Genomic DNA, 23,230 nt, shown 5'->3' with positions numbered 1-23,230 from the left:
CAAGGGCTGTCATCTTCCGCATGCCTAACTTTAGCGGCTAAATTCGTATGGATAAGAACAATACGGCCGCCGTCGCGGCAATGACTGATAGCCGGCTTTCACTGCCGCGACTTCACATCGCGGACGGCACGCTCGAAGCGTTGAAGTGGCTCGGGCTGCTCCTCATGACGGGCGATCACGTCAACAAGTATCTGCTCAACGATACGGTGCCGCTGCTGTTCGATGCGGGCCGCGCCGTAATGCCGATCTTCGTTTTCGTCCTGGCGTTCAACCTCGCCCGATCTGGCACGCTCGCGCGCGGCGTCTATCAGCGCACCATGCTTCGTCTCGCCATATTCGGCGCGCTTGCGACGCCGGCATTCATAGCTTTGGGCGGGCTGCTTGCCGGCTGGTGGCCGCTCAACATTCTGTTCACGCTTCTGGTACTCACGGCGACGCTGTTTTTCCTCGAGCGCGGCGGCAAGGCCAACGTCCTTGCCGCGTGTGTTATCGCGCTGCTGGGCGGCAGCTCTGTCGAATTTTGGTGGCCGGCGATTCTCATGGGTGTTGCCGTGTGGTTCTACGCGAAGCGGCCCACGGCGACGGCACTGGTTGTCGTCGTGCTGGCCTGCGCGGCGCTGGCCGTCATCAATCTCAACTTTTGGGCGCTCGCCGCTTTGCCGGCGATTGCGGCCGCCTCACACATCGACGTGCGCTGTCCGCGCTGGAAGTGGGCGTTTTATGCCTACTACCCGGTGCATTTAACGGCTCTGTGGCTCATTCGCATACCTATGAGTCACGCGGGCTACCTGTTTTTTTCTTGATAGGGGATCTGATTCATGACGGACGTTTGGAACACCAAGGCGGATGCACTCAAAGCTGCGATTGCCGCCGATATGTCTAAGGCTCTCGGCCGTGAGCCGATCAGCGATGACGCAGTGTACGAAAGCCTGATTTGCAGCTCGGTCGATCACCTGGCGACGTATGCCGGCGACGACTTCGCCAAGCTCACGCGCAATGAACAGCAGGGGATCGTTTCGACGTTGCTGCATCGGCTGAAACCTGATGACGGCATCGAGCTTCACATGGTCGGCAGCGCGCCGGTGTGGCTCCGCGTGGTGCCCGCTGTGGACGGTCGGTTGCCGTCCGACAGGCCGAACAATGGATGGCGATACGTGCGGCTGGACACGATTACCGAGGTCATTCCCGAGGTCGCTATCGGTACGGGCGACGATCCCGATGAATGGCAATACATGCTGTCGATCACGGCCGGCGACAAGAAGTATCACCCGACCGCCGTTCGCTTTCGTGGATCGGCTGTGAACGCGCCGCTCGGCCGCCTGCTGCGCCTGGTGGCTGAGCGCGTTGTTGCGCGCGAGCTGCCGGCAGTCGGCTCGTTCGCCGGGCAAGGGGCGCGTCAGTGAGCGTGCTTGCCCAGCTCCGAACGGCGTTCGGTCGTGCGCGCGAGCTGCGGCAGCTTGACCAAGCGCGCAACTCACGGCCGAGAGGCTGCGAGTTGGTCAGGCTGGATGACGACAAGGCGGTGTGGCGTGTGCCGGTGCCGGGCGAGGATGACCGCTTCATGTCGGCAAAGTCCGGTGGTATCGACCGCGAAAAATTCGTCGTCCAGGTAGACACAGAATTGTTCTATCGAACGTGGCTGGCCGGCACATCTGCATGGGGTAAGCGAGATTCGGCTGATTGCGTGCTGCGCTCTGAAATGCCGGGCGACTACAAGTATCCGCACGCCGTCAGCGGCTTCTCGCAGGGCCGAGACAATCCGGTGCCGCTGGCCGAAGTTAACGCGTGGCGCGACGGCAGCAAGGTCCGCGTTGGGTTCACCAACGGGATCACGCGCACGTTCTGGTTGATCGCAAACCGCGCGCCGGCGTTTCCGGTTGAAGTACGCGGCCGCCAGGCGGCCGAGCTGCTGCACCGCGCGGTCGGATTCGGCGCGGCCCCGGTGTGCTACGAAAAACTGTTTGCGGCCGCGCCGCGCCGACAAACTGCGATGCCGCCAAAGACAGCGCTGGCCGATCCAGTGCGCGAACGAAGCATCGCCCCCAAGATCGAGCCACGATCCGGCCGCACTGGTCCACGTCGAGGTCGTAGTCTCTAGCTCTGGCGCGTGTGATGTTGGTCCCTCGGAAAGTGCCAGAGCCTTTAGCCGGCCGCAGCAATGCGCGCCGGCTTTTTTTTGATTCTTCGCAGCTTTCCGGGGAGACCAGATGCTAAGGCTATAACCGGCCATCTTCGGTTGTTCGTCCATGCCATCGCTGCACCGCGTAGATAAGAACGCTGTTGCCTCGTGTATTATCCTATCCAGGGGGATAGGATATGGTCCGGCGCGGACCTAACTGCCTCCTACGCACACTGGCAACGATCAACGGGGGCGATCATGTGGTCGACAATCAAGGAGTGGTTTGGGTTGGGAGGTCATGACAGCGGTCATGGCAATGGGCATGCACACGCAGACGGACCGCACGGACATACGCACGGCGTCATTGATCCCAGCCTATCGTCGTCGGAACGCGGCATCTGGGCAATCAAATGGTCGTTCGCGATCCTCGCCGTCACGGCCATCCTGCAACTGGTCGTGGTCTTCACGTCGGGCAGCGTCGCGCTGCTGGCCGATACGATCCACAACGTCGGCGATGCGACAACGGCCATCCCGCTGTGGGTCGCGTTCGTTCTCGCCCGCCGCAAACCGAGCGCGACCTTCAACTATGGCCTCGGACGCGTCGAAGACCTCGCGGGAATATTGATCGTCGTCATCATCCTGATCAGCGCACTGGTGGCGGGCTATGAAGCCATCGACCGCCTGATCCATCCGCAGCCCATCACGCAACTCGTGGCGGTCGCGGCGGCCGGCGTCATCGGATTTATCGGCAACGAAGTGGTGGCCGTGTTCCGGATTCGCGTCGGGCGTGCGATGAACAGCGCTGCGCTGATCGCGGATGGTTACCACGCCCGGACAGACGGTTTGACGAGCCTCGCGGTGGTGCTCGGTGCGGTTGGTGTATGGGCGGGTTTCCCGCTGGCCGACCCGATCATCGGCCTGCTCATCACGATCGCGATCTTCGGGATCGTCTGGCAGTCGGCGCGCGCAGTCATCACGCGTAGCCTCGACGGCATTGATCCGGGCATCATCGCGGATATCCGGCATGCAATCGAGCATGTGCCGGGCGTCGAGCAGTTGGTTGACCTCAAGGCACGCTGGCTCGGCCACCGGCTACGGGCGGAGCTGACCATTGCTATTGACCGGAGCCTGAGCGTCGGCCAGGCGAACGGTATTGCGCTCGCGGTGCAGGCCGAACTGCACGCGCATCTGCCGCCGCTGGAAGCCGCGACCGTGCAGTTCGATACGAGCGGCGCGCAGCCTGTTGGCGTACAGCCCGGCGCCGGCGGACATCACCATGCTCCGCAGCCCGTGCAGTTCCAGTCGGAACTGGCCTCGGGAACGCTGCGGATCGTGGATACGCCCGACGGCGAGCGGATGCGTCTGACGGTTGATGTGCATTCGGGCGAATTGAGCGCCGTGGTCGAGATCGCGCGTTCCGGCGGACAGACCGAAACATTGCCGCTGCTGCCGTCAGAAACCGTGCCGGATTGTTTCGAAAGCATCGTCGCGCCGGCCGAACCGCACGAATTCGACGCGGTGCTGCGCCTGTCCGGCTTTGGCCGGCAGGAAAACCTGCCGTTTAGAATGGAGGAGCCCGACGGGCATCACCATTGACTACGGCCGGCCGGTAACCGGCTGGCAATACGCATCGCGGCTGCGAAGCGACAGGTTCAGGAAAGCAATCATGGGTACTCACACAACACATCCGGACATCGTCAAACGGCTGCGGCGCGCGGAAGGCCATCTGAAAAGCGTGATCGCAATGATCGAGGAAGGGCGTGCGTGCGTTGACATTGCGCAGCAGCTTCAGGCGGTGGAAAGCGCGATCACCAACGCCAAGCACACACTCGTTCACGACCATATTGACCACTGCCTCGAACAATCGGTCGGACATGGCGCGCAGACGCCTGCCGAAGCGATTAGCGAACTCAAGGCGATTACCCGATACCTGTAGGATCGGACCGTCCACACGCACTACCTGACTTCATGGCCTCCCGCTTCAACACCCCATTCACCGCGCTGCTCGCCGCCGCGCTATTCGGCGCGACCACGCCGCTCGCCAAGACCCTGCTCGGTTCGCTGTCGCCGTTCATGGTCGCTGGTCTTTTTTACCTGGGAAGCGGCGTAGGGCTTGCGATCGGCATTGCCGTGCAGCGACTTCGGCGCACCGAACGCGAGCGCGAGAACGAAAGCCGGATACATCGGCGTGAGGTTCCGTGGCTCGCCGGTGCGATCGTAGCCGGCGGGGTGGCCGGTCCCGCATTGCTGATGATGGGGCTGGACACGACGCCCGCCGCAACCGCATCGCTGCTGCTGAATCTGGAGGGCGTCTTTACCGCCGTAATCGCGTGGATTGTGTTCCGCGAAAACGTCGATTTCGAGATTTTCCTCGGCATGGTGGCCATTGTCGCTGGTGGCGTCGCGCTGTCGTGGCAACCCGGCGCGACCAGCGTGTCGCCGGGCGCGCTGCTCGTGGCCGCTGCATGCTTCTGCTGGGCTATCGATAACAACCTGACACGCAAGGTCTCGACCAACGATGCGATGGTCATCGCGTGCCTGAAAGGACTGGTCGCCGGTTCGCTGAATCTGCTGATCGCGCTGCTGGCCGGCGCTCACCTTCCGGGCGCGCTGAAAATCATTGCCTCGATGGTGACCGGGTTCGCGGGCTACGGCGTGAGCCTGGTGCTGTTCGTCATTGCGCTACGCAATCTCGGCACCGCGCGGACCGGCGCGTACTTCTCGGTCGCGCCGTTATTCGGCGTCGCGCTGTCGCTGCTGATCTGGCCGGAACTGCCGCCGCGGCTGTTCTGGATCGCTGCTGCATTGATGGCGCTCGGGGTCTGGTTGCATATCCGCGAACGGCACGAACACGAGCACACGCACGAGCCTCTCGCGCACAACCATCGCCATCGGCACGACGAGCATCACCAGCACGAGCACGAATTCGAGTGGGACGGCCAGGAGCCGCATACCCATCCGCATCAGCATGCGCGGATCACCCACACGCATGCCCATTTCCCCGATATTCACCACCGCCACATTCATTGACCGATGCCGCTCAGGCGCTGATGGACAACCGCTACGCACGCGGAAACGGCCGTTGCGTCCACACCAATGATCGGCCGCTCAGGGTCGAGCAGAATCCTTCCCCGCAAATTCACGAAGAACCTTTTTTAGCATGGCCGCACGGTCGAAACGCCACGAGAATTGATTCCGCATAATGAATCGCATGGCAAATGGAAGCGTTACTCTCGGAGAAGTGTCGGCACGCGCAGGTCACATTGAAGTGGCCTGCTCGCGTTGCGAGCGCCACGGACGATATAGCCTGCGGAAGCTGGTCGATTCGCTAGGCGAGGAATTCCCTCTTACTAACCTAGGCTCGCGAATATCAGATTGCCCGAAGAAAAACGCGGCGGTGTGGGAGCGTTGCGACATCTACTATCCGGGCCTTGGCGCGATCATGACGGACGACAAGCCTTGACCTAATCATTCGCGCTCACGCATCGCCCACACACGTTTGACTTGGCTGACGCTGCACGCTGCCAGCTCGGCCGTTTTTGTAATGCTGTGGCCGGCCCGGCGCAGGGCGACGATCCGCGCGTGGGTCGCCGTCCGAGGCGCACGACCTTTGTACTTGCCGGCTTGCCGTGCAATCTCGATGCCTTGCCGCGTGCGTTCGCGGCGATCCTCGTAATCCTCGCGCGCCATCTGCAACGCGAGCTTCAAAAGCATCTCCTGCACGGATTCGAGCACGATCTTGGCGACGCCCTTGGCCTCGCCGGCCAGCTCGGAAAGATCGACCACGCCGGGCACGGCCAGGCGTGCGCCCTTGTCGCGGATCGACGCAACTAGGCGCTCGGCCTCGGCCAGTGGCAAGCGGCTGATGCGGTCGATCTTCTCGGCAATCACGACTTCGCCTGGTTGCAGGTCCGCGATCATGCGCAGCAGCTCGGGGCGATCCGCGCGCGCGCCGGATGCCTTCTCGCGGTAGACGCCGGCGACGTAGTAGCCGGCCGCCTTCGCGGATTTGACGATCTCTTCCTGGCGTTCAATGTCTTGTTGGTCGGTGCTGACGCGCAAATAAATGCGCGCGACGCGGACGGGTTGAGTCATAACTCGGCCAAGTTGGGTATAGGCAATTTGGCCTATCGTAGCAGGGCCGGCCAAAAAAGCGATAGTGCGGCTTAACTTGGCCTAGCCAAAATTCACGCTCCTACTTGTCCGGGGGGCGTGGCGGGCGGCCTTAAAGCGCGCTATAGTATTCATAGGTATTACTTTCGAATAAAGGTGCCACTATGGCGACGACGATCAAGCTCGATGACGACCTGAGAACCCGGCTACAGCGCCTTGCCGGTCAGCGGGACCGTTCGGCGCACTGGATCATGCGCGAAGCAATCACGCAGTACGTGGATCGCGAAGAAAAGCGCGAGGCGTTCAAGCAGGACGCCCGGCGCGCGTGGGACGCCTACCAAGCCAACGGCCTGCATGTGACGCACGAAGAAGCCGACGCCTGGATGGCACAGCTCGAAGCAGGCGAGGATGCGGAGCCGCCTAAGTGCCACGAGTGATATGGACGCCGCCCGCGCTGAACGATGTGCAGCGCCTGTATCGCTTTCTCGCTCCGAAGGATGCGAACGCTGCACGCCGAGCGGTGCAAGCGATTCGCGCCGGCGTAAAAGTGCTCGCGCAGCAGCCGCGTGTCGGTCGCCCGGTCGATGACATGGAATCGGAGTTCCGCGAATGGCTCATCGACTTCGGGGACAGCGGGTATGTTGCCCTCTACCGCTTCGATGGTGAAACAGCGGCCATCTTGGCCGTGCGTCACCAAAAAGAAGCGGGCTACTAAGCAATCGTGCGAACGAGCCGCGCGTCGAAAATTTAGCGGCTAAATTTCGAAGGGCAGGGATGAGCGAAGGGGTTCAACTACTCAACCATGCAGGGCACTCGCTGGCCTGGCTGGAAGCTCTAATTGCGGCGAAGGGGAGCGCACGATGAGCGGCAAGAGCTACGCGGAGCTTGTGGCCGAGCTGGCCGAGCTGGACCGGCAAATCGCAGCGGCACGCGTGCGTGCGCGCAAGGAAGCGATGGCGCAAATCTCCGCGCTAATGTTCGAGTTCGACATTAGGCCGAACGATCTGCGCCGGCCGCGCAACATCAAATACACCGTACAGCCGACGAGGCCGCGCTATCGCGATCCGGCCACGGGGGCGACGTGGACGGGCAGGGGGCATAAGCCAGCGTGGATCGCCGGCAAGGACAAACGCCTGTTTTTGATCGAGGACGAGTAGACGACAAAAGGCCGGGACGAACCCGGCCTTTTTCACGCCATGCACAAGATATGGTGCCCGGTAGCAGCTGCTCGGGCACAACGTCTTGTGTCACATGGTCTGCGCACGGCGGCTTTCGAGCTTCGCGCCCTCGCTCTGGCTGATTTCACCCTTCACGGTGCCGACACCGCGCCGATACGAAACCTCGTAGCACTGGCCGACAACCGGCTCTTTAGCAAACAGGCCCCGGTCGTGTTGCACGATGCCCTTGCCGGAAAGCTGGTAAACGTTGTCTTTATCGACGTGCAGGACCTGACCGCCGAACGTCTGCGGATGGACGTTCTTCGCGGCCTTGGCGGCGTCGGCCAGATGGTAGACCCCACTCGGCAAACCTGCGTCGGGCAGGGTCTTCATGGGGTCGTCTCAGAATTCGGAAAAAATCGTACGCTAAGGGTTGGCCAAGGGCCGTAGTGGTCTGAACTTGCCTGCGCCGACCTTGGCGCTGTTACGCCACAGATAATCGCCGGTCAGGTTGATGTGTTCCCAGCCCAGCGGCGACAGGTATTGCAGTAGCGTGTCGTCCACCAAGTGTCCTTGGCCGCGCAAGGCGCCGGTAGCGCGCTCCAGGTAGACCGTATTCCAGAGCACGATGGCTGCCGTCACCAGATTGAGGCCGCTGGCCCTGTAGCGCTGCTGCTCAAAGCTGCGATCACGGATTTCACCCAAGCGGTAGAAGAACACCGCCCTGGCTAGCGCGTTGCGGGCCTCGCCTTTATTTAGGCCGGCGTGAACACGGCGGCGCAGTTCCACGCTTTGCAGCCAGTCCAGGATGAACAAGGTTCGCTCGATGCGGCCCAGCTCACGCAGAGCGACGGCCAGACCGTTTTGACGTGGATAGCTGCCGAGCTTGCGCAGCATCAGCGAGGCAGTCACCGTACCCTGCTTGATCGAGGTGGCGAGTCGTAAGATCTCCTCCCAATGGGCGCGAATGTGCTTGGTGTTCAGCGTGCCGCCGATCATGGGTTTTAGGGCGTCGTAGGTTTCGTCACCCTTCGGCAGGTACAGCTTGGTGTCGCCAAGGTCACGGATACGCGGCGCGAAGCGGAAGCCCAACAGGTGCATCAGGGCGAAAACATGGTCAGTGAAGCCCGCCGTGTCCGTGTAGTGCTCTTCGATCCGCAAATCTGACTCGTGATACAGCAGGCCGTCGAGCACGTAGGTCGAATCCCGAATGCCGACGTTGACCACCTTGCCGCTGAATGGCGCGTACTGGTCGGAGATGTGCGTGTAGAACATCCGCCCCGGGTCGCCACCGTATTTCGGGTTAATGTGCCCGGTACTCTGGGCCTTGCCACCTGCCTTGAAGCGTTGGCCGTCCGATGATGACGTGGTGCCGTCGCCCCAATTTCCAGCGAAGGGTTGGCGGAATTGGGCGTTGACCAGCTCGGCGAGCGCCGTTGAGTAGGTTTCGTCGCGAATGTGCCAGGCTTGCAGCCACGACAGCTTGGCGTAGGTCGTGCCTGGGCACGACTCGGCCATCTTCGTCAGACCGAGGTTGATTCCGTCGGCAAGGATCGTCGTCAGGAGCAGTGTCTTCTCCTTCGCAGTATCGTTAGTCTTGAGATGTGTGAAGTGCCTTGTGAAGCCCGTCCACTCATCAACCTCCATCAACAGCTCGGTAATCTTCACGTGCGGCAACAGCGCGGCCGATTGGTCGATCAGTGCCTGGGCGGCATCGGGCACAGCCGCATCCAGCGGCGTGATTTTGAGTCCGGACGCCGTGATGAACGCGTCCGGCAGGTCGTTGGCCGCCGCCATACGGTTAGCTGTTGCGAGCTGCTGTTCCAGCAGTGACAGCCGCTCGCCAAGGTACTGGTCGCAGTCTGTGGGCACTGCCAGCGGCAATTCGCTGGTCAGTTTCAGGTGGGCGAATTTTTCGGCGGGCACGAGGTATTCGTCGAAATCCTTGAATTGGCGCGAGCCTTGTACCCAGATGTCACCCGAGCGCAGCGCATTCTTCAGCTCCGACAGCGCGCACAACTCGTAGTAACGCCGGTCGATGCCTTCGTTGGTGAGAACCAGTTTTGCCCAGCGCGGTTTGACGAATTCGGTCGGCGCGTCGGCCGGCACCTTCCGGGCATTGTATGTGTTCATGCCGCGCAGCAGGTCGATGGCATCGAGCACGCTCTTGGCGGCAGGTGCCGCGCGCAGTGTAAGCACGGCCAGGAATTCCGGCGCATAACGGCGCAAAGTGGCGTAGCTTTCGCCGATGCGGTGCAGGAAATCGAAGCCCTCAGGCTGTGCAAGCTTCTGCGCCTCGCTGACGCTGGCGGCAAACGTCTCCCAGGGGAGCACTGACTCGATGGCCGCGAAAGGATCGCCACCGCTCTGCTTGGCATCGAGCAAGGCTTGGCCAATCCGCCCGTACAGGCGCACCTTGTCATTGATCGCCTTGCCCGAGGACTGGAACTGCTGCTGATGCTTGTTTTTAGCGGCATTGAACAACTTTCCGATGATCCGGTCGTGCAGGTCAATGATTTCGTCGGTGACAGTGGCGATGCCTTCGATAGCCAGCGCCACCAGCGTGGCGTAGCGCCGCTGTGACTCGAACTTGGCCAAGTCCGCGGGTGTCATCTGTCCGCCCTCGCGGGCGATTTTGAGCAGGCGGTTTTGGTGTACCTGCCGGTCAATGCCGGCAGGTAGGTCGAGTGCTTGCAAGGTCTTGAGACGCTCAATGTGTTCGAGCATGTGGCGCGAGTTCGGTTTGGTGGGCGACTGGCGCAGCCAGGCCAGCCATGTCGTTTTGCTACCGTCCTTGCGTTTCAGCAAGTCGGCCAACCGCTGACGGTGAACGTCCGACAAGGGATCGGTTAAAACCGCGTAGATGCGCCGATTGGCGCGCGTGCTGGCCTCAGCGCACACGCGTTCAACGACATCCAATGCCGGGACGATGACGTGTTGCGCGCGCAGGAAATCCATCGCGTGCCCCGCGAGCACAAAACCTTTGTCGGTCTTTAAGGCGATTTCAGTCAGCGCATGCACAGTTCGCCGAAATTGGGCCAGGCCGAACGGCATCAAGCCCAGGTAAGTACGCAGTTCGAGCAGATGTTCGCGCCGGGTTTCTTCTCGCTGGGCGTACTGCAGCCAGGATGCCGGGTCGATGCGCAGTTGCGTAGCGACCCACTGTAATAGCGGCGACGGCACGACTGCATCGGTCGCCAATCCTTGTCCCGGGTAGCGAAGCAAGCAGAGCTGGATGGCGAAACCCAGGCGATTCGGATTACCGCGTCGCTGCCCGATCAACGACCGATCGGATTCGCTGAAGGTGTAGTGACGAATCAGGTCATCCTCGGTATCTGGCACAGCTAATAAATTTTCACGGTCTGTGACCGAGAGAATGGAGCGGCGTGGCATGAAGGCGTCTCGTTGAGCGAAATGATCGCGCGGTGTAAATGGGGTGCGGCCAAGGAAACGGACTTTTTCGAAGCTATGCTGTCGCGCGGCCAAAGCGACGCTCGCGCGACCGATACGAGGCAAGCGCCGCATCAAGCGCTGCGTCATCGAAGTCCGGCCAGAATGTGTCGGTGAAGTAGAGTTCGGTATACGCGAGTTGCCATAGCAGGAAGTTGCTGACGCGCTGTTCTCCGCCCGTACGGATGAAGAGATCGGGTTCCGGCGCGTACGCCATCGCCAGAAGTTGCGTGAAGCTGGCTTCGTCGACCGGTACCGGATGTCGGTCTACGGCCGTCTGCGCGAGGAGCTGGTGTACGGCCTGGAGGATGTCCCAGCGACCGCCATAGTTCGCGGCAATCGTCAGCGTCATGCGGGTATTGTGGGCGGTTTTGGCTTCGCCATGCTTGACGAGTTCCTGGATGCGCGCGTCGAACATCGACAGGTCACCCACGACGCGCAACCGGATGTCATTCTTGTGCAATCGCGCCGTTTCGCGTTCGAGCGCCGATACGAACAGACGCATCAGGAACGACACCTCGTCGCTGGGGCGGCGCCAGTTCTCCGAACTGAACGCGAACAGTGTCAGGTATTCAACGCCGCGTCGCGCGCAGGCCTTAACGACCGCGCGAACCGCCTCGACGCCTTTCCTATGCCCGGCCACGCGCGGCAGCTTGCGCTGCGTCGCCCAGCGCCCGTTGCCGTCCATGATGATGGCAATGTGCCGCGGCACAGCGGCCACGTCGAGCACGCGAACAGTCGAACTGGTATAGCTCATAAATCACGCCGAGGGTCCAGGCGGAGCACGCCAGCCCAGGACCATCCTGAAGGCGCTCGTGTGTTCCTTCCTTCACCTTACGTCAAAGCCCTTGCACGTTTGCAAAAATGACAGAATTGTCATAAACCCGTTCGCCTTCTGTACGGGCTTCGTCCGTACCATCCGATTCGATCGAGTCGCTGCGCCAGCGCGCCGGCGAACGCGTCTCCTCGCCTCACATCTAACAAAGAGCGTCAAGAATCGGATGGAAGCCCAGCTTATTCAGCAATTCGGGATGTCCTTCATCGACATCAGCTCGTACGTCGGTTTGACCGCTGCCGGCGTCATGACGCTCAACTTGGTGGTTGGACTGCTGCTTTCGGTGCAGTACAGTCCCGTTGCGCGCTGGCCGTATCGCCGGATACCGCTGTTCAACATCCACAAATGGTCGGGTTACGGCGCGCTTTTCCTTGCGCTGTTGCATCCGGTCTGGCTGCCCCTGGCTCAGGCCGCGAACTTCACCGTGCTCGCCGTCTTCTATCCGGTCGTTGGGCCGGAACAACCGATCATCAACAGTCTTGGCGCGCTGGCGGCGTACGCGCTGATCTTCGTCGTCGCCACCGCTTATTTGCGACAGCGATTCCAGTATGCGTTCTGGAAGAAGCTTCACTACGCGTCCTACGTCGTCATCCTGTCGTTTCTGGTGCACGGTGTGTTCACCGACGCGTCGCTTAAACCCGGTACGCCCGTTGACTTTCTGGATGGCGGCAAACTCTTTATCGAAGCGTGCGCGCTGATCTGTGCCGGCCTGATCGGCTGGCGCATCACGCTCGGACGAAAGGTGCGACAGGCCATTGCGCAAGAAGCGGAGGTGCAGCGCGCCGGGATTGCGCCGACTTGGCACGGCGGGCTCACCATCGCCAAAATTATCGACGTGTCAGCGGATGTGAAGACCTTTCGCCTGAGCCATCCGGGCGGTGCCAATCTGCCGTTTGACTTCCGGCCTGGCCAATACCTGAGTGTGCGCATGAGTGACGGGGGGCAGATCATTACCCGTAACTACAGCATCTCGTCAGCGCCCTATCAGAAGGACTTTTGCGATATCACGGTCAAGAAGCTCAACAATGGGCGCGGTTCGAGCTATCTGCATACCAAAGTGAACGCCGGCGAGTGGCTCGAATGCGTGGGTCCGCGTGGCACCTTCACGTTTTCGGGTTCCGAAGCGACGAGTCTGGTGATGATCGCCGGCGGCATCGGCGTCACGCCATTGCTGAGCGTACTCAAGCACCTGGCTGAGCGGAACTGGCCGCACGACGTCTATTTGTTGTATGCAGTTCGCACCCCGGCCGACATCCTGTTTTACGACGAGCTTAAAAGCGTCGAACAGCGCTACCGCCATTTCAAGCTGCTGATTCTGCCTACCGATATTGACGGTTTCGCGTGGACCGGTCCACACGGGCTGATCGACCCGAAGCATGTCACCGGCTTTGTACCGCACATCAACCATCGGCGCGTCCACCTGTGTGGCCCGGAACCGATGATGGACGCGACCATAGCGATCCTGCGTGGCCTTGGCGTACCCGATGCCCAAATCTACACGGAGTTCTTCGGCAGCAGCGGAGAGGTCGACAGCGATGATCATGCGATCGACGCAACGGTTGTGTTCACGAAATCGGGCAAGTCATGCTTTGTGCCGGCCGGTAAAACACTGCTGGATGCCGCCGAAGAAGCGGGGGCGCTGATCGAGTCATCGTGCCGGACGGGCGCCTGCGGCACCTGCAAGGTGAAACTGGTTGCGGGTCAGGTCAAGATGCATCGCGACGATTCGTTGACCGATCGCGATGTGCGAGAACAATTTATTCTCGCCTGCCAGGCGCGCTCGATGACGAGTGAGATCCAACTCGAAGCCTGAGCGCGGCGCCGCGTTCGTTATCAACAACTGGGATAGGGTATGCGCGAAGCAATTTACAAGGCGAACGTGGCGACGTTGCTGGGGCTGTTCGCGAGCGGCTACGGGGTGGCGTATGCAGACGAATTCACGGGGCAGTATTTAGCGACGGCCAATCTCTCTACCCAGACCCGCCTCGAGCCATCGTTAAATAATCGAGTAACCGCGAACTATGCGCCGAGCTGGATGAAAGGCAACTTCGATTTTCGCATCGAGCAATACACCGAGAATTCGTATCACGGTGTCGATAATGCGATGGTCCGCGAACGCAAGCTCGAGGAACAGATCAACTACAACTACCCGCTCACGGAAAAGATTTACGCAACGGTAGGTATTCTCCACCACAACAACTTCACGTTCACTGACAACTACTACTGGGGCGTCGCGGGGCTTGTGTGGAACGGCGATATCCTGCCGGATACCAACCTGACCAGTGGCGTGCTCGCTGAAAAACGTAACGCGGGCGGGCGGGTGTTCTACGATTTTTCGGCCACCCTCGAACGACGCTTCCTGCGAAAGTATGGCGCCTTCGCAGCCGCGCATATTTACGAGAACCTGGGGGAGTCCGACATCACGCCGACTCACAAGCGCGAGTTCGAGGTGGGCGTCAACTACTACCCGAACAAGCGATATTTTGCCGGCATCTCCTACTTTTATCATCAACAGGTAGGCGATCCGACGGACCGGTTTTCGATGGTGAAACTCAAGCTCGGCCTAAATTTCTAGGCCCAATCTCAACGATTCAGTGTTCCGATAAGGGCTCAGTGGCGGTGCAGCCTTCATCGGCCATCCCCGCTCACGACTTCGTTGACGTGACTCTGCTATCGTCGGAAGTCCTCCGCGCCAAAGGCATTCGACCCACATGACCGTCAACGTCACATCATCCGAGAAAATCAGTATTCCGCGTTCGATCTGGACCCTGGGCTTCGTGAGCCTGTTCATGGACATGTCGTCCGAGCTGGTGCATGCGCTGTTGCCCATCTTCCTCGTGAGTACCCTGGGTCTCAGCGCGACCGCTCTGGGGATGATCGAAGGAGTCGCCGAGGCGACCGCGTTGATCGTCAAGATATTCTCCGGTGCGATCAGCGACTATCTCGGCCGGCGCAAGGGCCTGATCCTGTTTGGATACGGACTGGCCGCCCTGACCAAGCCCCTGTTTCCGCTGGCGACCGTGCCCGCGGTGGCCATTACTGCGCGGCTGCTGGATCGACTCGGCAAAGGCATTCGCGGTGCGCCACGGGACGCCTTCGTGGCAGATGTGGCGCCGCCCGCCATTCGCGGTGCGTGCTTCGGCCTTCGCCAGTCGATGGATACCGTTGGGGCGTTTCTGGGTCCGCTGCTGGCCATCGGGCTGATGTTCCATTTTTCAGACCACATCCGGACGGTGTTGTGGTTTTCGGTCATCCCGGCAATCATCGCGATCGCGCTGATTGCGTTTGGTCTCGGTGAAACCGGCCATACGCCCGCCCGGCGCACCTTCCGGTCGCCGCTGCACTGGCGGTCGCTGCGTGAATTTTCGGCGCGCTACTGGTGGTACGTCGGCATCGGGGCTAGCGTCATGCTGGCACGCTTTAGCGAGGCGTTTCTCGTCCTACGCGCACAGCAAGCCGGACTGGAGCTTGCCTGGATTCCGGGCGTGATGGTGGTCATGAGCCTGGTTTATTCCGTGTCGGCGTATCCGGTTGGCAAATTGTCCGATCGCCTGAATCATCGCGTGTTGCTCGGGATGGGTCTGACGTTTCTGATCGTCGCTGACCTGCTGTTGGGGTTGGGGCATTCGATGCTTTTACTGTTCGTTGGAGTCGCTGTGTGGGGGCTACATATGGGCTTCACGCAGGGCGTCGTAACCGCGCTGATCGCCGAGGCGGCACCACCGACGCTGCGAGGCACCGCCTTTGGTGTATTCAATCTTGCCTGCGGGCTGTGCATGATAGTCGGCAGCACATTGGCCGGCTGGCTCTGGGATCGCTTCGGCTCGCCGACCACCTTCGTGGCCGGCGCGGCCTTGGCCGTCGTGCCGTTGGTCCTCTGCCTGCTCGCGCCACGTCAAACACCGTCCTCAGCGTGAGACGCCCCCTGGCAGCCGGATCGTGAAGGTGGTCCCGAGTCCGGGCCGGCTGGATACCTCGACGTTCCCTCCGTGCAAGGTAACGATTGTTTTTACGATAGCCAGGCCGAGTCCAGCGCTGCCCTCTGAACGGGCGGGGTCGACCTGATAAAAGCGATCGAAGAGATTGGGCAGGTGCTGACTGGCGATGCCTTCGCCGGTGTCGATCACCCGCAACACGACGCCGTCGCCAGCCGTCTGCTGCGCCTGCAGCGTGATGGATTCACCCCTCGTGGTGTGGCGCAACGCATTGGCGATGAGATTCGACAAGGCCCGACGGAGCAACGTGGGGTCAACGGTCAGGATGGCGTCGCCGTCTCGCACAAGTTTTACCCCTCGGTCGTCCGCGAGAGCTTCGAAAAATTCGGTAAGCTTCTCGAACTCTGCGGCTGCCGAGATACGCTGGCGCCGCATTTCGGTTTGCTGATTCTCGGTCCGAGCCAGAAACAGCATGGCTTCGATCATACGGCTCAACGTGTCGTACTCTTCCATGCTGCGCTCGACCAGCTCCTTGTATTCATCGACCGTCCTGGCCCGGCTGAGGGTCACGCTAGCCGCGCTCATGAGGTTGTTCAGCGGTGTTCTGAATTCATGCGCCAAATCCGATGAGAAGCGGGACAGCTGTTCGAAGGAGTGTCGCAACCGCAGTACCATCGCATCGAAGGCCTGCGCCAATTCCAGCATTTCGGCGGGCATCGGGCTATCACCCAGGCGCTCGCTAAAATGGTTTGCATTGATGCGGCCTGCCGCCAGCGCAATGCGCCGCACCTCGTGCAGCTCACGACGAATCCCAAGATAGCCGATGCCGATTGCGGCGAATACCACGCCGAGCCAGACGGCGCCCAGCTTATGCCGGTAGGCGATGAATTCGCGCTCCGAAGACGCCAGATCCATCGCAGCCTGAATGACGCGCGGATGATTCGCGTCGGCGGACGGGGCGAGGGCCGCCATCAACATCAATTCCTGGTGTCGGTTCGGCTGATGCCATCGAACCGACGTGGTCGGCAGACTATCGAGCGCGGATGGTCGGGGAAAGGCGGTCGACGGAGGAGCCATGCCAGGTGTTTCGCTCAGCGTACGGCCGTTCGTATCGACCACCCGAACGTAGATGCCCTTGCGCGAAAGCACGTGCGACTCCCAGCGGGAGGGAGGGGGAACGCGCGTTTGATCCGAATCGGCGCCCGCGATCACCAAGCGGACTTCGCGCACATGCTCGGCCAATGTGGCCTGATCCTGGTCGAGAATGTCGCGCTTCAATGACCAGTAGAGAAATCCGCTGGCAGCAAATTGAATGACCGCAACAGATAACGCAAAAACAACCGTCAGGCGTGTCGCAATAGACCACGATCGGGTCCTATTCATCGCGCACTTCCAGGATGTAGCCGACGCCCCGCACGTTGTGAATGAGTTTCGGCGTGAAGTCCGCATCCACCTTCGCGCGTAGACGACGCACTGCGACATCGATGACATTGGTATCGCTGTCGAAATTCATGTCCCACACCTGCTCGGCTATCTGCGTGCGCGACAGGGCTTCGCCCTGACGGCGCAACAGCAACGCCATCAGGGCGAATTCCTTGGGCGTCAGATCGATCCGCTGGCCGCGCCGGGTGGCTTTCCGGCTCAGTAGGTCCAGCTCCAGATCCGCGATCGTGAGCAGCGTCTCGCGCTGGGCAACCACGCCCTGGATACGCCTGAAAATGACACGAATCCGGGCCAGCAATTCCGAGAACGCAAACGGCTTGACGAGATAATCGTCTGCCCCCAGTTCCAAACCACGCACGCGGTCCTCAACACCATCGCGCGCGGTGAGGCAAAGCACGGGAAGCGTGGGCTTTTGCTTACGAATCAATTCGAGGACAGACCAGCCGTCGATGCCCGGCAGCATGATGTCGAGCACGATGAGGCCGTATTGCTCCGTCAATGCCAGGTGAAGGCCGTCTACCCCGTTTGAAGCGATGTCCACGTGGAAACCGTTTTCGCGCAGGCCTTTTTGCAGATAGGTGGCCGCGTGTTCTTGGTCTTCTATGATCAGGATGCGCATCCGCAAGGCGCCAGAAAAATAGTGAGCCACGATCGAACGGGTGGCATGCGTGTCGCCCGTTATTTTACGCGCAGGGCGTCCCATTCCTGTAACTGGACTTGTCGCGGATTACCGAATCATCGAGGCCCTGGATGTCGCATAATCACTGAATTCGGCGACCGTACATTTTGTACCCACGTCATCTAGATTGCCTCGGCTACCCGAACGATGACCAACGCCGCTGGGATAAGCATTGCTTGGGCGAGGATTGTGCCGACAACACGAGCCCCTATTAATGTCGTAATTGCTCTGCGAAAGCGGCTCTCCGTCACGCGACCTTCGATAACGTCGTCGGTCATGACCGAGATCTGAGGATCGATGATGACGGTGAGAACAATCGTGGCGAATCCGTTGATGACTGACGAAAGGTTCGCGCAGGTTACGCGTAATTCCGGCTTCAGAAAGCCCGCGTACAGCGAAGCAAACACCCCGACTGTCCACAATGCCATCGCAAAAACATTCAACATAATAACCTTCCATGAAACACCTGAAGCTTGCGCCAATTGCGTCACGTTGGTCCGTGATGGAAAGCGAGCACCGTCGCGAAGCTGGGCTATGCCTCCGCGACTAAAAACGTGGAGCGCATGCCGTGGAAGGGAGCGGTTCGCTTGAAAGTGAATGACTGCGCGGCTGAAGTAGCGTTGGAACGTGGGGATAAGAAACGCGCCAACCACTGTAGCTATCGTCGCAGCCAGCAAGAATAGGCGGAAGTCGCCGAGCATACCCTGCTCGACGTGGCGGGCAAGATCCTCCTCGACGCGCTTGGCTAGAAACGGTCCCTGGAACGAGTTTGCCGTGCGTGAGACAAGCGCGATGATTCCGAACAACGAAAACGACACAGCAATGCGCCTTGTGCGAACGCCCGCAATGCGTACAGCATAGGCGAGCGTTGCTATTACATGGATCACGAACGTAAGCGCAATAATTATCAGTAGCTGAGTGTCCATCATCGGCGCGGTAGTTTGAGCTAGTGAAGTCTACAGGACGCCTTGCGTGCCAGGCACGCAGCGCCGTGTCGCATATATTGTAAAACGCGCGACACTCTGCCCCCATCGCGCAAAGCCCCGCCCTATCTAGGCTCGTTGTGTCGCATATCATTGTCGTGAGTGTTAAAATTTCTGCGACATATATTGCGACAGGTGCAGCGTGGCCAAGAAAATCGAAATCGGACCGCTGATCGGCTACGCCCGGGTATCCACCCGAGGCCAGGATCTCGCTCAGCAGCGAGGCGCACTGCGCGAGGCCGGCTGCACCCGGATATTCGAAGAAAAGGTCAGTGGCGCGAAACGCGACAGGCCCGAGCTTGGCCGTCTGCTTGAGCATCTCCGCGCCGGCGATGTGGTGACTGTCACTCGCCTCGATCGGTTGGCTCGGTCCACCCGCGACCTGCTGGACATCGCGGAGCGCATCAAGGACGCCGGCGCCGGTCTGCGATCGCTGGCTGAACCCTGGGCCGACACTACTACTCCGGCTGGCCGCATGGTCCTCACCGTGTTCGCCGGTATGGCGGATTTCGAGCGCTCCCTGATCGTGGAACGCACTACCGCCGGACGGGTTGCAGCTAAAGCGCGCGGCGTGCGCTTTGGCCCAACTCCAGCACTTGATGCTGGACGTATAGCCCACGCGCGCCTGCTTATCGAGCAAGACGGGAAGCCTGTAGCTGAGGTTGCCCGCCTGCTTGGTGTCCATCGGGCCACGCTTTATCGGGCGCTAGAACGATAACGAAAACGCGTCGAGGGGGCGAGTGAACATGAACGCCGGCCACACTGCTAGCGTACGATTTTTTCCGAATTCTGAGACGACCCCTTCATGGTGAGCCACTGGCCTTGCGTGTGGCGGTCGATAAGACGGCTGCCGTTATGTACGGAAACCTTCGTGTCACCTTCGGCGCTGGCTCGGTTCTTGATCTGCATGGTTTTCTCTCCTATCAGATGCGAACGGCGCGCGGTTGGCGTTCCTGCTTACGTTCGTGTTGTTGCTCTTGCTTCTGCGCCTGCTGCTGGCTGCGCACCTGGTGCTTCTCGATGGCCTTGCCGACCGCCGCCTGTACCTGACGTTCGACGGCTTCGACGCCGAGCGTGCTTTTCATGGCGAGGTCGTTGAAGTCGGTGAAGCCCTTCGGATTGGCGGCCTGCTCGCCGGGCGCGAAGATCGGGAAGAACGCAGTGCCGCCTACGGCGCGCGCTGCTTCCTTGGCCTTGGTCTTTCCGGGATTGTTCTGCACCGCCTGGTCATCATCGCCGGCAATCACGATGGGCTTGTCCGGGTATTTCTCGTGCAAGGCCTTCGCAACGGCTTCGAGGTTGCCGGAGTCGAACGCGGCGACGGTGGCATAGCCCAAGGCCTGCGACACTTGCGCTGCGGTGGCATAACCCTCGCCAATGACGATTGCGGGCGCGGCTGCGATCGCATCGAGGCCGCCGATCGGGTGAAAGCAACCCTCTTTCCGGCTCTCCTTCGCGAACCGCTTAGTGCCGTCCTCTTGGATGTATTGCATCGTCCATTGCTTGCCGTCCGCGTCGATGGCCGGAATATAAGTTTTCTGGCCGTCGCGGTCGGTGTACACGCCAGCTTGCGGCGTGATGCCCTTGGCCTCAAGGTAGGGCGTCGGCGCGGCTACTGGCACGAGGTCAGCCATCTGCTTGCCGACACGCTGCGCTGCACGGTCCTGCTCGCGCTGCTGCTGTTCCGCGCGTGCAACCAGCTTCGCGGCCGCCTCGGCCTGCATGGAGGCCTTCTGCTCGGGATCGAGCGAGTAGCCCTTGCTTTTCCACTTCAATTCGATGCCGGTGCGGTTGTTCTTGATGTAGCCGGCCGGGTGCCCGTCGAGCCAGCCGACATAGAAGCCGGCCTTTTCGCCCTTCTTGTCGCCTTCGACTTCGATCCGGTGCTTCTTGCCATCCATGACGGGATGATCGCCGCTCACGACGCATCCCATGCTGCGTAGCGTGTCGGCAAATTCCTCCTCGGGGGAAAGGGCCGGACGTTGCCGGCTCGCGGCTTCCGTAGCAATCCACGGCTTTAACTTGTCGAGGTCAGCACCTGGATTTGCGTACCAGCATTTCGCGGCCTTGTCCCAATCCACGGCCTTATCGCCATTCGGGAGCTTGCCGGCAATGGCCTTGACTGCCTCGCGCTGCTCGAACGCGACGGCAAGCCAAGTCTTTTCCGTCGCCAGGTTCGTCGCCTTGGCTTCCTGGCCGGGCAACCACTGCTTGATCTTGTCGAGGTCAGCGCCGGGCCGTGCGTACCAACGCTTCTCTTGCTTGTCCCAATCAATCGCACACTTGCCATCGGCCAGATTGCCTGCGGCGTGTTTCGCGGCCTCCTTCTGTTTGTACGGTAAGTCGAGCCATACCTTTTCCGCCACGACGTTGCCCGGCACAGATTGCTGTGCCTGCGCAGCTTGGTCACGCTCGTATTGCTCGGCTCGGCGCTGCCAGTCGGGATCGTTCTTCACGGTGGCCGCGTACTCGGCCGTTTTGCGCGCCTCTTTAGCGGCTGAAATGTCCTCGTCAGTGCGGTTCGGATCGCGTCGAACCCGTTCTTCGTGAATGCGCGCAAACGCGGCGGCCTGGTCGTGCTCGTTCTCGATGGCGTAGGCGTCGATCACGGCCAGGCGGTCAGCCAGCTCGACGGCCTGCTGCTCGGTCGGCACGTCCGCAAGCCACTCAAAGGTATTGTCTGCCTTGCGCGCGTACACGCCGAAAAACTGCGGCTCCACGCCGGCATCCTCGGCCCACTGCACCTGACCGTCGCGCTCGATTGCGCCTTTGGTTTGCACGATGCCGGTCCAGTCCCACGGCACGCGAAAACCTAGCGTCTCATCAGTCGTCGCGTCCAGCACGCCTTCTTGGAATCGTCGCGATGGAAAGCTGTCGGCGGTTCGGACAAGGCGCAAGGCCTCCGCGAGCTTTTCGTCAGCGGGTGCGATGCTCGGCCGCTGTATCTCCGGTTGCTGCTGCATCGTTGCCTCCTGAGCCTCACCAATAACCTGTTGCGTCGTTTGCTCCTGAACCTGTTGCTGCTCGAACGCGAGCACGTATTCCTGAATCTTTTCGGCCTCGGCCGCCGCGCGGAAGATTTCGAGCGGATCATCCTGCAGGGCCTTGATCCACGATCCAACATACGCCGCGTGCTGGCCGGGATCGTGGCCGATTCCGAGTTCGTCGCCTAGGATCATGCTCGCAATCTCGGCCCGCAATTCTTCCTTGGCGTAACCCTCGCTCCCGAAGGGATGCGACAAGTCGCGGTCGAGGCGCTGCGGATGGCCCGTCCAGTGGCCCAGCTCGTGCAGCGCCGTCGCGTAATAGTTGTCCGCACTCGGAAACTGGCCCTTGTCGGGCAGGTGGATGCTATCGGTCGCGGGCCGATAGAACGCGCGGCTATGCTCGCCGTGATGGATCGCGGCCCCGGATGCCTGCAAGATGCGCTCGGCGCGCTCCACGGCATCCCATGTCTGCTCTTTGCGTTGCAGCGGCGGCAGGCCGTCAATCTGCTCGGCATTGAATACGGTCGCGAAGAACACGCGCGGCCGCTCAAGCCTCACTTCCTCCATGACTGGCTGCCCCTTCGCGTCGAGAACAGGGCGGCCTTGGTCGTCGGTCTTCGCCTGTTCCTCGGTGAACTTCCAATACTGGATCGGCGTGCCTTTTTCGCCGCGTCGCACTTGTGCGTCAACAGCGGCCGCCTGTTTGTAGGTGAGCCAGCGGGAATCGGTGCGTCCCTGACCCATCAGGTGGATCGCATTGATGCCCTTGTATCGCTTGCCGGTGGTCGGATTCATTGGAATGAACGCGCCGGGCTGGCCCGGCTCCCACGGTCTTTGCCACGGTGCCGTGCCGGCCTTAAGCTGCTCGATTAGCCGTTCGGCAACGACTTCATGGAATGGCTTCTTCGGTTCCATAGGTCGCTCCTGTTGGAACTGTTGGTTCTTATCGGGAAAGTTGCGCTGCGTTCGCGTGCGGTCGTGCAGGCCGTGGGCGACCATGAGCGTGATGCTGTCCAGGTCGTCCAGTCGCATCGGCCGCGTGCGGTCGAGGCAGGTTTCGCGAAAGGCACGCTCGCCGCGCTCGTGAATACCCTCGCGGTTGACGTGTTGCGCCGGCTCGATGCCCTCGCAATACAAGGCAAAGACTTCCTCGGCCTTGATGCTCTCGGATTGGCCGGCGTAGTACGTGTCAATCAGCGCCCACAAGCCGCGCATGGTGGGTTCTTCGCGCGCGGCGCTGATGCCGTTCAGCAGCGCGCTCTTGTCCTCGCTGGTGAACGTGTTGAGGCCGAAATGGCCGATGACTTCATGCCGCAGCGTGGCAGTGAAATCGTCGGCGTCCTCGGCCTTACCGCTGGGTATGTCGCAGCGGCCGGGATGGATGCCGGGGCCGGTGATGTACCCGCCTCGCATGCCATCCATGCCTTGCGCTCGCTCGCCGTACAGTTCCTCTACGGTTTCGCGAATGTAGTAGGCCAACTGCGCGGCAATCGGGTATTGCCGGCAGAAGTCGATGACCAGCGCGCGCG

Annotated in this window: 22 protein-coding genes; 13 read left to right on the top strand and 9 right to left on the bottom strand. The window is 61.0% G+C overall.

Annotated elements, in window-relative coordinates; all coding sequences use genetic code 11:
• The first annotated feature begins 47 nt into the window (after positions 1-47).
• The 6 genes from BTH42_RS33595 to BTH42_RS33570 all read left to right on the top strand — a co-directional run bounded on the left by BTH42_RS33595 (position 48) and on the right by BTH42_RS33570 (position 5,149).
• Positions 48-803, top strand: coding sequence for a TraX family protein (locus BTH42_RS33595; RefSeq protein ID WP_075305479.1), 756 nt, complete (start codon positions 48-50; stop codon positions 801-803).
• Positions 804-818: 15 nt separating this feature from the next.
• The gene (locus tag BTH42_RS33590; RefSeq protein ID WP_075305478.1) at positions 819-1,403 is read left to right on the top strand and encodes a hypothetical protein; all 585 of its coding nucleotides are present in this window, start codon (positions 819-821) and stop codon (positions 1,401-1,403) included.
• Positions 1,400-2,098, top strand: a complete 699-nt coding sequence (locus tag BTH42_RS34540) for a hypothetical protein (protein ID WP_178392297.1) — start codon at positions 1,400-1,402, stop codon at positions 2,096-2,098. The genes BTH42_RS33590 and BTH42_RS34540 overlap by 4 nt, the downstream gene beginning before the upstream one ends.
• Before the next feature lie 279 nt (positions 2,099-2,377).
• Entirely contained in the window at positions 2,378-3,715 is a 1,338-nt protein-coding gene (locus BTH42_RS33580; RefSeq protein WP_075305476.1) for a cation diffusion facilitator family transporter, read from the top strand.
• A gap of 70 nt (positions 3,716-3,785) precedes the next feature.
• Complete coding sequence (locus tag BTH42_RS33575) at positions 3,786-4,055, top strand: metal-sensing transcriptional repressor (protein ID WP_075305475.1); 270 nt, start codon at positions 3,786-3,788, stop codon at positions 4,053-4,055.
• 32 nt (positions 4,056-4,087) lie between these two features.
• Positions 4,088-5,149: a DMT family transporter gene (locus BTH42_RS33570; protein ID WP_075305474.1), complete on the top strand. Its 1,062-nt coding sequence runs from the start codon at positions 4,088-4,090 to the stop codon at positions 5,147-5,149.
• A 438-nt stretch (positions 5,150-5,587) separates the two neighbouring features.
• On the opposite strand, the gene BTH42_RS33560 is transcribed toward BTH42_RS33570, so the two are convergent.
• A complete protein-coding gene (locus tag BTH42_RS33560; RefSeq protein WP_075305473.1) occupies positions 5,588-6,214 on the bottom strand; it encodes a recombinase family protein in 627 nt (208 codons plus the stop codon).
• Between the two features lie 182 nt (positions 6,215-6,396).
• Between BTH42_RS33560 and BTH42_RS33555 the strand changes: the two genes are divergently transcribed.
• The 3 genes from BTH42_RS33555 to BTH42_RS33545 all read left to right on the top strand — a co-directional run bounded on the left by BTH42_RS33555 (position 6,397) and on the right by BTH42_RS33545 (position 7,389).
• A complete protein-coding gene (locus tag BTH42_RS33555) occupies positions 6,397-6,669 on the top strand; it encodes a CopG family ribbon-helix-helix protein (RefSeq protein WP_075305472.1) in 273 nt (90 codons plus the stop codon).
• Entirely contained in the window at positions 6,657-6,947 is a 291-nt protein-coding gene (locus tag BTH42_RS33550; RefSeq protein ID WP_075305471.1) for a type II toxin-antitoxin system RelE/ParE family toxin, read from the top strand. Before BTH42_RS33555 ends, BTH42_RS33550 begins: the two co-directional genes overlap by 13 nt.
• A gap of 145 nt (positions 6,948-7,092) precedes the next feature.
• Complete coding sequence (locus BTH42_RS33545; protein ID WP_075305470.1) at positions 7,093-7,389, top strand: H-NS family nucleoid-associated regulatory protein; 297 nt, start codon at positions 7,093-7,095, stop codon at positions 7,387-7,389.
• A gap of 90 nt (positions 7,390-7,479) precedes the next feature.
• Here the strand turns inward: BTH42_RS33545 and BTH42_RS33540 are convergent, their stop codons facing one another.
• From BTH42_RS33540 to uppS, 3 genes are all read right to left on the bottom strand, one after another.
• The gene (locus tag BTH42_RS33540) at positions 7,480-7,782 is read right to left on the bottom strand and encodes a KfrB domain-containing protein (protein ID WP_075305469.1); all 303 of its coding nucleotides are present in this window, start codon (positions 7,780-7,782) and stop codon (positions 7,480-7,482) included.
• Positions 7,783-7,815: 33 nt separating this feature from the next.
• Entirely contained in the window at positions 7,816-10,782 is a 2,967-nt protein-coding gene (locus tag BTH42_RS33535; RefSeq protein ID WP_075305468.1) for a Tn3 family transposase, read from the bottom strand.
• A gap of 73 nt (positions 10,783-10,855) precedes the next feature.
• Positions 10,856-11,596, bottom strand: coding sequence for a polyprenyl diphosphate synthase (uppS, locus tag BTH42_RS33530; RefSeq protein WP_075305467.1), 741 nt, complete (start codon positions 11,594-11,596; stop codon positions 10,856-10,858).
• Positions 11,597-11,840: 244 nt separating this feature from the next.
• Here uppS and BTH42_RS33525 point away from each other — a divergent pair, with 244 nt between their 5' ends.
• The 3 genes from BTH42_RS33525 (at position 11,841) to BTH42_RS33515 (ending at position 15,591) form a co-directional block, all read left to right on the top strand.
• Positions 11,841-13,487: a 2Fe-2S iron-sulfur cluster-binding protein gene (locus BTH42_RS33525; protein WP_083655040.1), complete on the top strand. Its 1,647-nt coding sequence runs from the start codon at positions 11,841-11,843 to the stop codon at positions 13,485-13,487.
• Between the two features lie 39 nt (positions 13,488-13,526).
• The gene (locus BTH42_RS33520) at positions 13,527-14,249 is read left to right on the top strand and encodes a hypothetical protein (protein ID WP_075305465.1); all 723 of its coding nucleotides are present in this window, start codon (positions 13,527-13,529) and stop codon (positions 14,247-14,249) included.
• 136 nt (positions 14,250-14,385) lie between these two features.
• The gene (locus BTH42_RS33515; RefSeq protein WP_075305464.1) at positions 14,386-15,591 is read left to right on the top strand and encodes an MFS transporter; all 1,206 of its coding nucleotides are present in this window, start codon (positions 14,386-14,388) and stop codon (positions 15,589-15,591) included.
• Here BTH42_RS33515 and BTH42_RS33510 read toward each other — a convergent pair.
• From BTH42_RS33510 to BTH42_RS33500, 3 genes are all read right to left on the bottom strand, one after another.
• Complete coding sequence (locus BTH42_RS33510) at positions 15,583-16,992, bottom strand: heavy metal sensor histidine kinase (protein WP_075305463.1); 1,410 nt, start codon at positions 16,990-16,992, stop codon at positions 15,583-15,585. The two genes, BTH42_RS33515 and BTH42_RS33510, sit on opposite strands and share 9 nt — an antisense overlap.
• Positions 16,985-17,671, bottom strand: a complete 687-nt coding sequence (locus tag BTH42_RS33505; protein WP_075305462.1) for a heavy metal response regulator transcription factor — start codon at positions 17,669-17,671, stop codon at positions 16,985-16,987. The genes BTH42_RS33510 and BTH42_RS33505 overlap by 8 nt, the downstream gene beginning before the upstream one ends.
• Positions 17,672-17,853: 182 nt before the next feature.
• On the bottom strand, positions 17,854-18,657 hold the full coding sequence (locus tag BTH42_RS33500) for a lipid II flippase Amj family protein (protein WP_075305517.1): 804 nt from the start codon (positions 18,655-18,657) through the stop codon (positions 17,854-17,856).
• A gap of 211 nt (positions 18,658-18,868) precedes the next feature.
• Here BTH42_RS33500 and BTH42_RS33495 point away from each other — a divergent pair, with 211 nt between their 5' ends.
• The gene (locus BTH42_RS33495; protein WP_372237307.1) at positions 18,869-19,432 is read left to right on the top strand and encodes a recombinase family protein; all 564 of its coding nucleotides are present in this window, start codon (positions 18,869-18,871) and stop codon (positions 19,430-19,432) included.
• Positions 19,433-19,479: 47 nt separating this feature from the next.
• Here the strand turns inward: BTH42_RS33495 and BTH42_RS35765 are convergent, their stop codons facing one another.
• Positions 19,480-19,623 carry a hypothetical protein gene (locus tag BTH42_RS35765; protein WP_178392296.1) on the bottom strand — a complete coding sequence of 48 codons (144 nt, stop codon included), beginning with the start codon at positions 19,621-19,623 and terminating at the stop codon, positions 19,480-19,482.
• A 14-nt stretch (positions 19,624-19,637) separates the two neighbouring features.
• Positions 19,638-23,222 (bottom strand): zincin-like metallopeptidase domain-containing protein, encoded by a 3,585-nt coding sequence (locus tag BTH42_RS33490; protein ID WP_178392299.1) that lies wholly within the window; start codon positions 23,220-23,222, stop codon positions 19,638-19,640.
• Positions 23,223-23,230: the final 8 nt, after the last annotated feature.

This window comes from Burkholderia sp. SRS-W-2-2016 (genome assembly GCF_001931485.1).
Lineage (GTDB): Bacteria > Pseudomonadota > Gammaproteobacteria > Burkholderiales > Burkholderiaceae > Paraburkholderia.
The sequence above is the reverse complement of the archived record's forward strand: the minus strand, read 5'-3'. Positions and strand labels throughout refer to the sequence as shown.

Excerpts from the sequence above, each read along its gene's own strand:
- BTH42_RS33595 (WP_075305479.1), top strand. The coding sequence starts at position 48 with ATGGATAAGAACAATACGGCCGCCGTCGCGGCAATGACTGATAGCCGG.
- BTH42_RS33505 (WP_075305462.1), bottom strand. The coding sequence starts at position 17,671 with ATGCGCATCCTGATCATAGAAGACCAAGAACACGCGGCCACCTATCTG.
- BTH42_RS33500 (WP_075305517.1), bottom strand. The coding sequence starts at position 18,657 with ATGGACACTCAGCTACTGATAATTATTGCGCTTACGTTCGTGATCCAT.
- BTH42_RS33510 (WP_075305463.1), bottom strand. The coding sequence starts at position 16,992 with ATGAATAGGACCCGATCGTGGTCTATTGCGACACGCCTGACGGTTGTT.
- BTH42_RS33525 (WP_083655040.1), top strand. The coding sequence starts at position 11,841 with ATGGAAGCCCAGCTTATTCAGCAATTCGGGATGTCCTTCATCGACATC.
- BTH42_RS33555 (WP_075305472.1), top strand. The coding sequence starts at position 6,397 with ATGGCGACGACGATCAAGCTCGATGACGACCTGAGAACCCGGCTACAG.
- BTH42_RS33520 (WP_075305465.1), top strand. The coding sequence starts at position 13,527 with ATGCGCGAAGCAATTTACAAGGCGAACGTGGCGACGTTGCTGGGGCTG.
- BTH42_RS33535 (WP_075305468.1), bottom strand. The coding sequence starts at position 10,782 with ATGCCACGCCGCTCCATTCTCTCGGTCACAGACCGTGAAAATTTATTA.
- BTH42_RS35765 (WP_178392296.1), bottom strand. The coding sequence starts at position 19,623 with ATGCAGATCAAGAACCGAGCCAGCGCCGAAGGTGACACGAAGGTTTCC.
- BTH42_RS33515 (WP_075305464.1), top strand. The coding sequence starts at position 14,386 with ATGACCGTCAACGTCACATCATCCGAGAAAATCAGTATTCCGCGTTCG.
- BTH42_RS33575 (WP_075305475.1), top strand. The coding sequence starts at position 3,786 with ATGGGTACTCACACAACACATCCGGACATCGTCAAACGGCTGCGGCGC.
- BTH42_RS33545 (WP_075305470.1), top strand. The coding sequence starts at position 7,093 with ATGAGCGGCAAGAGCTACGCGGAGCTTGTGGCCGAGCTGGCCGAGCTG.
- uppS (WP_075305467.1), bottom strand. The coding sequence starts at position 11,596 with ATGAGCTATACCAGTTCGACTGTTCGCGTGCTCGACGTGGCCGCTGTG.
- BTH42_RS33560 (WP_075305473.1), bottom strand. The coding sequence starts at position 6,214 with ATGACTCAACCCGTCCGCGTCGCGCGCATTTATTTGCGCGTCAGCACC.
- BTH42_RS33570 (WP_075305474.1), top strand. The coding sequence starts at position 4,088 with ATGGCCTCCCGCTTCAACACCCCATTCACCGCGCTGCTCGCCGCCGCG.
- BTH42_RS33590 (WP_075305478.1), top strand. The coding sequence starts at position 819 with ATGACGGACGTTTGGAACACCAAGGCGGATGCACTCAAAGCTGCGATT.
- BTH42_RS33580 (WP_075305476.1), top strand. The coding sequence starts at position 2,378 with ATGTGGTCGACAATCAAGGAGTGGTTTGGGTTGGGAGGTCATGACAGC.
- BTH42_RS33540 (WP_075305469.1), bottom strand. The coding sequence starts at position 7,782 with ATGAAGACCCTGCCCGACGCAGGTTTGCCGAGTGGGGTCTACCATCTG.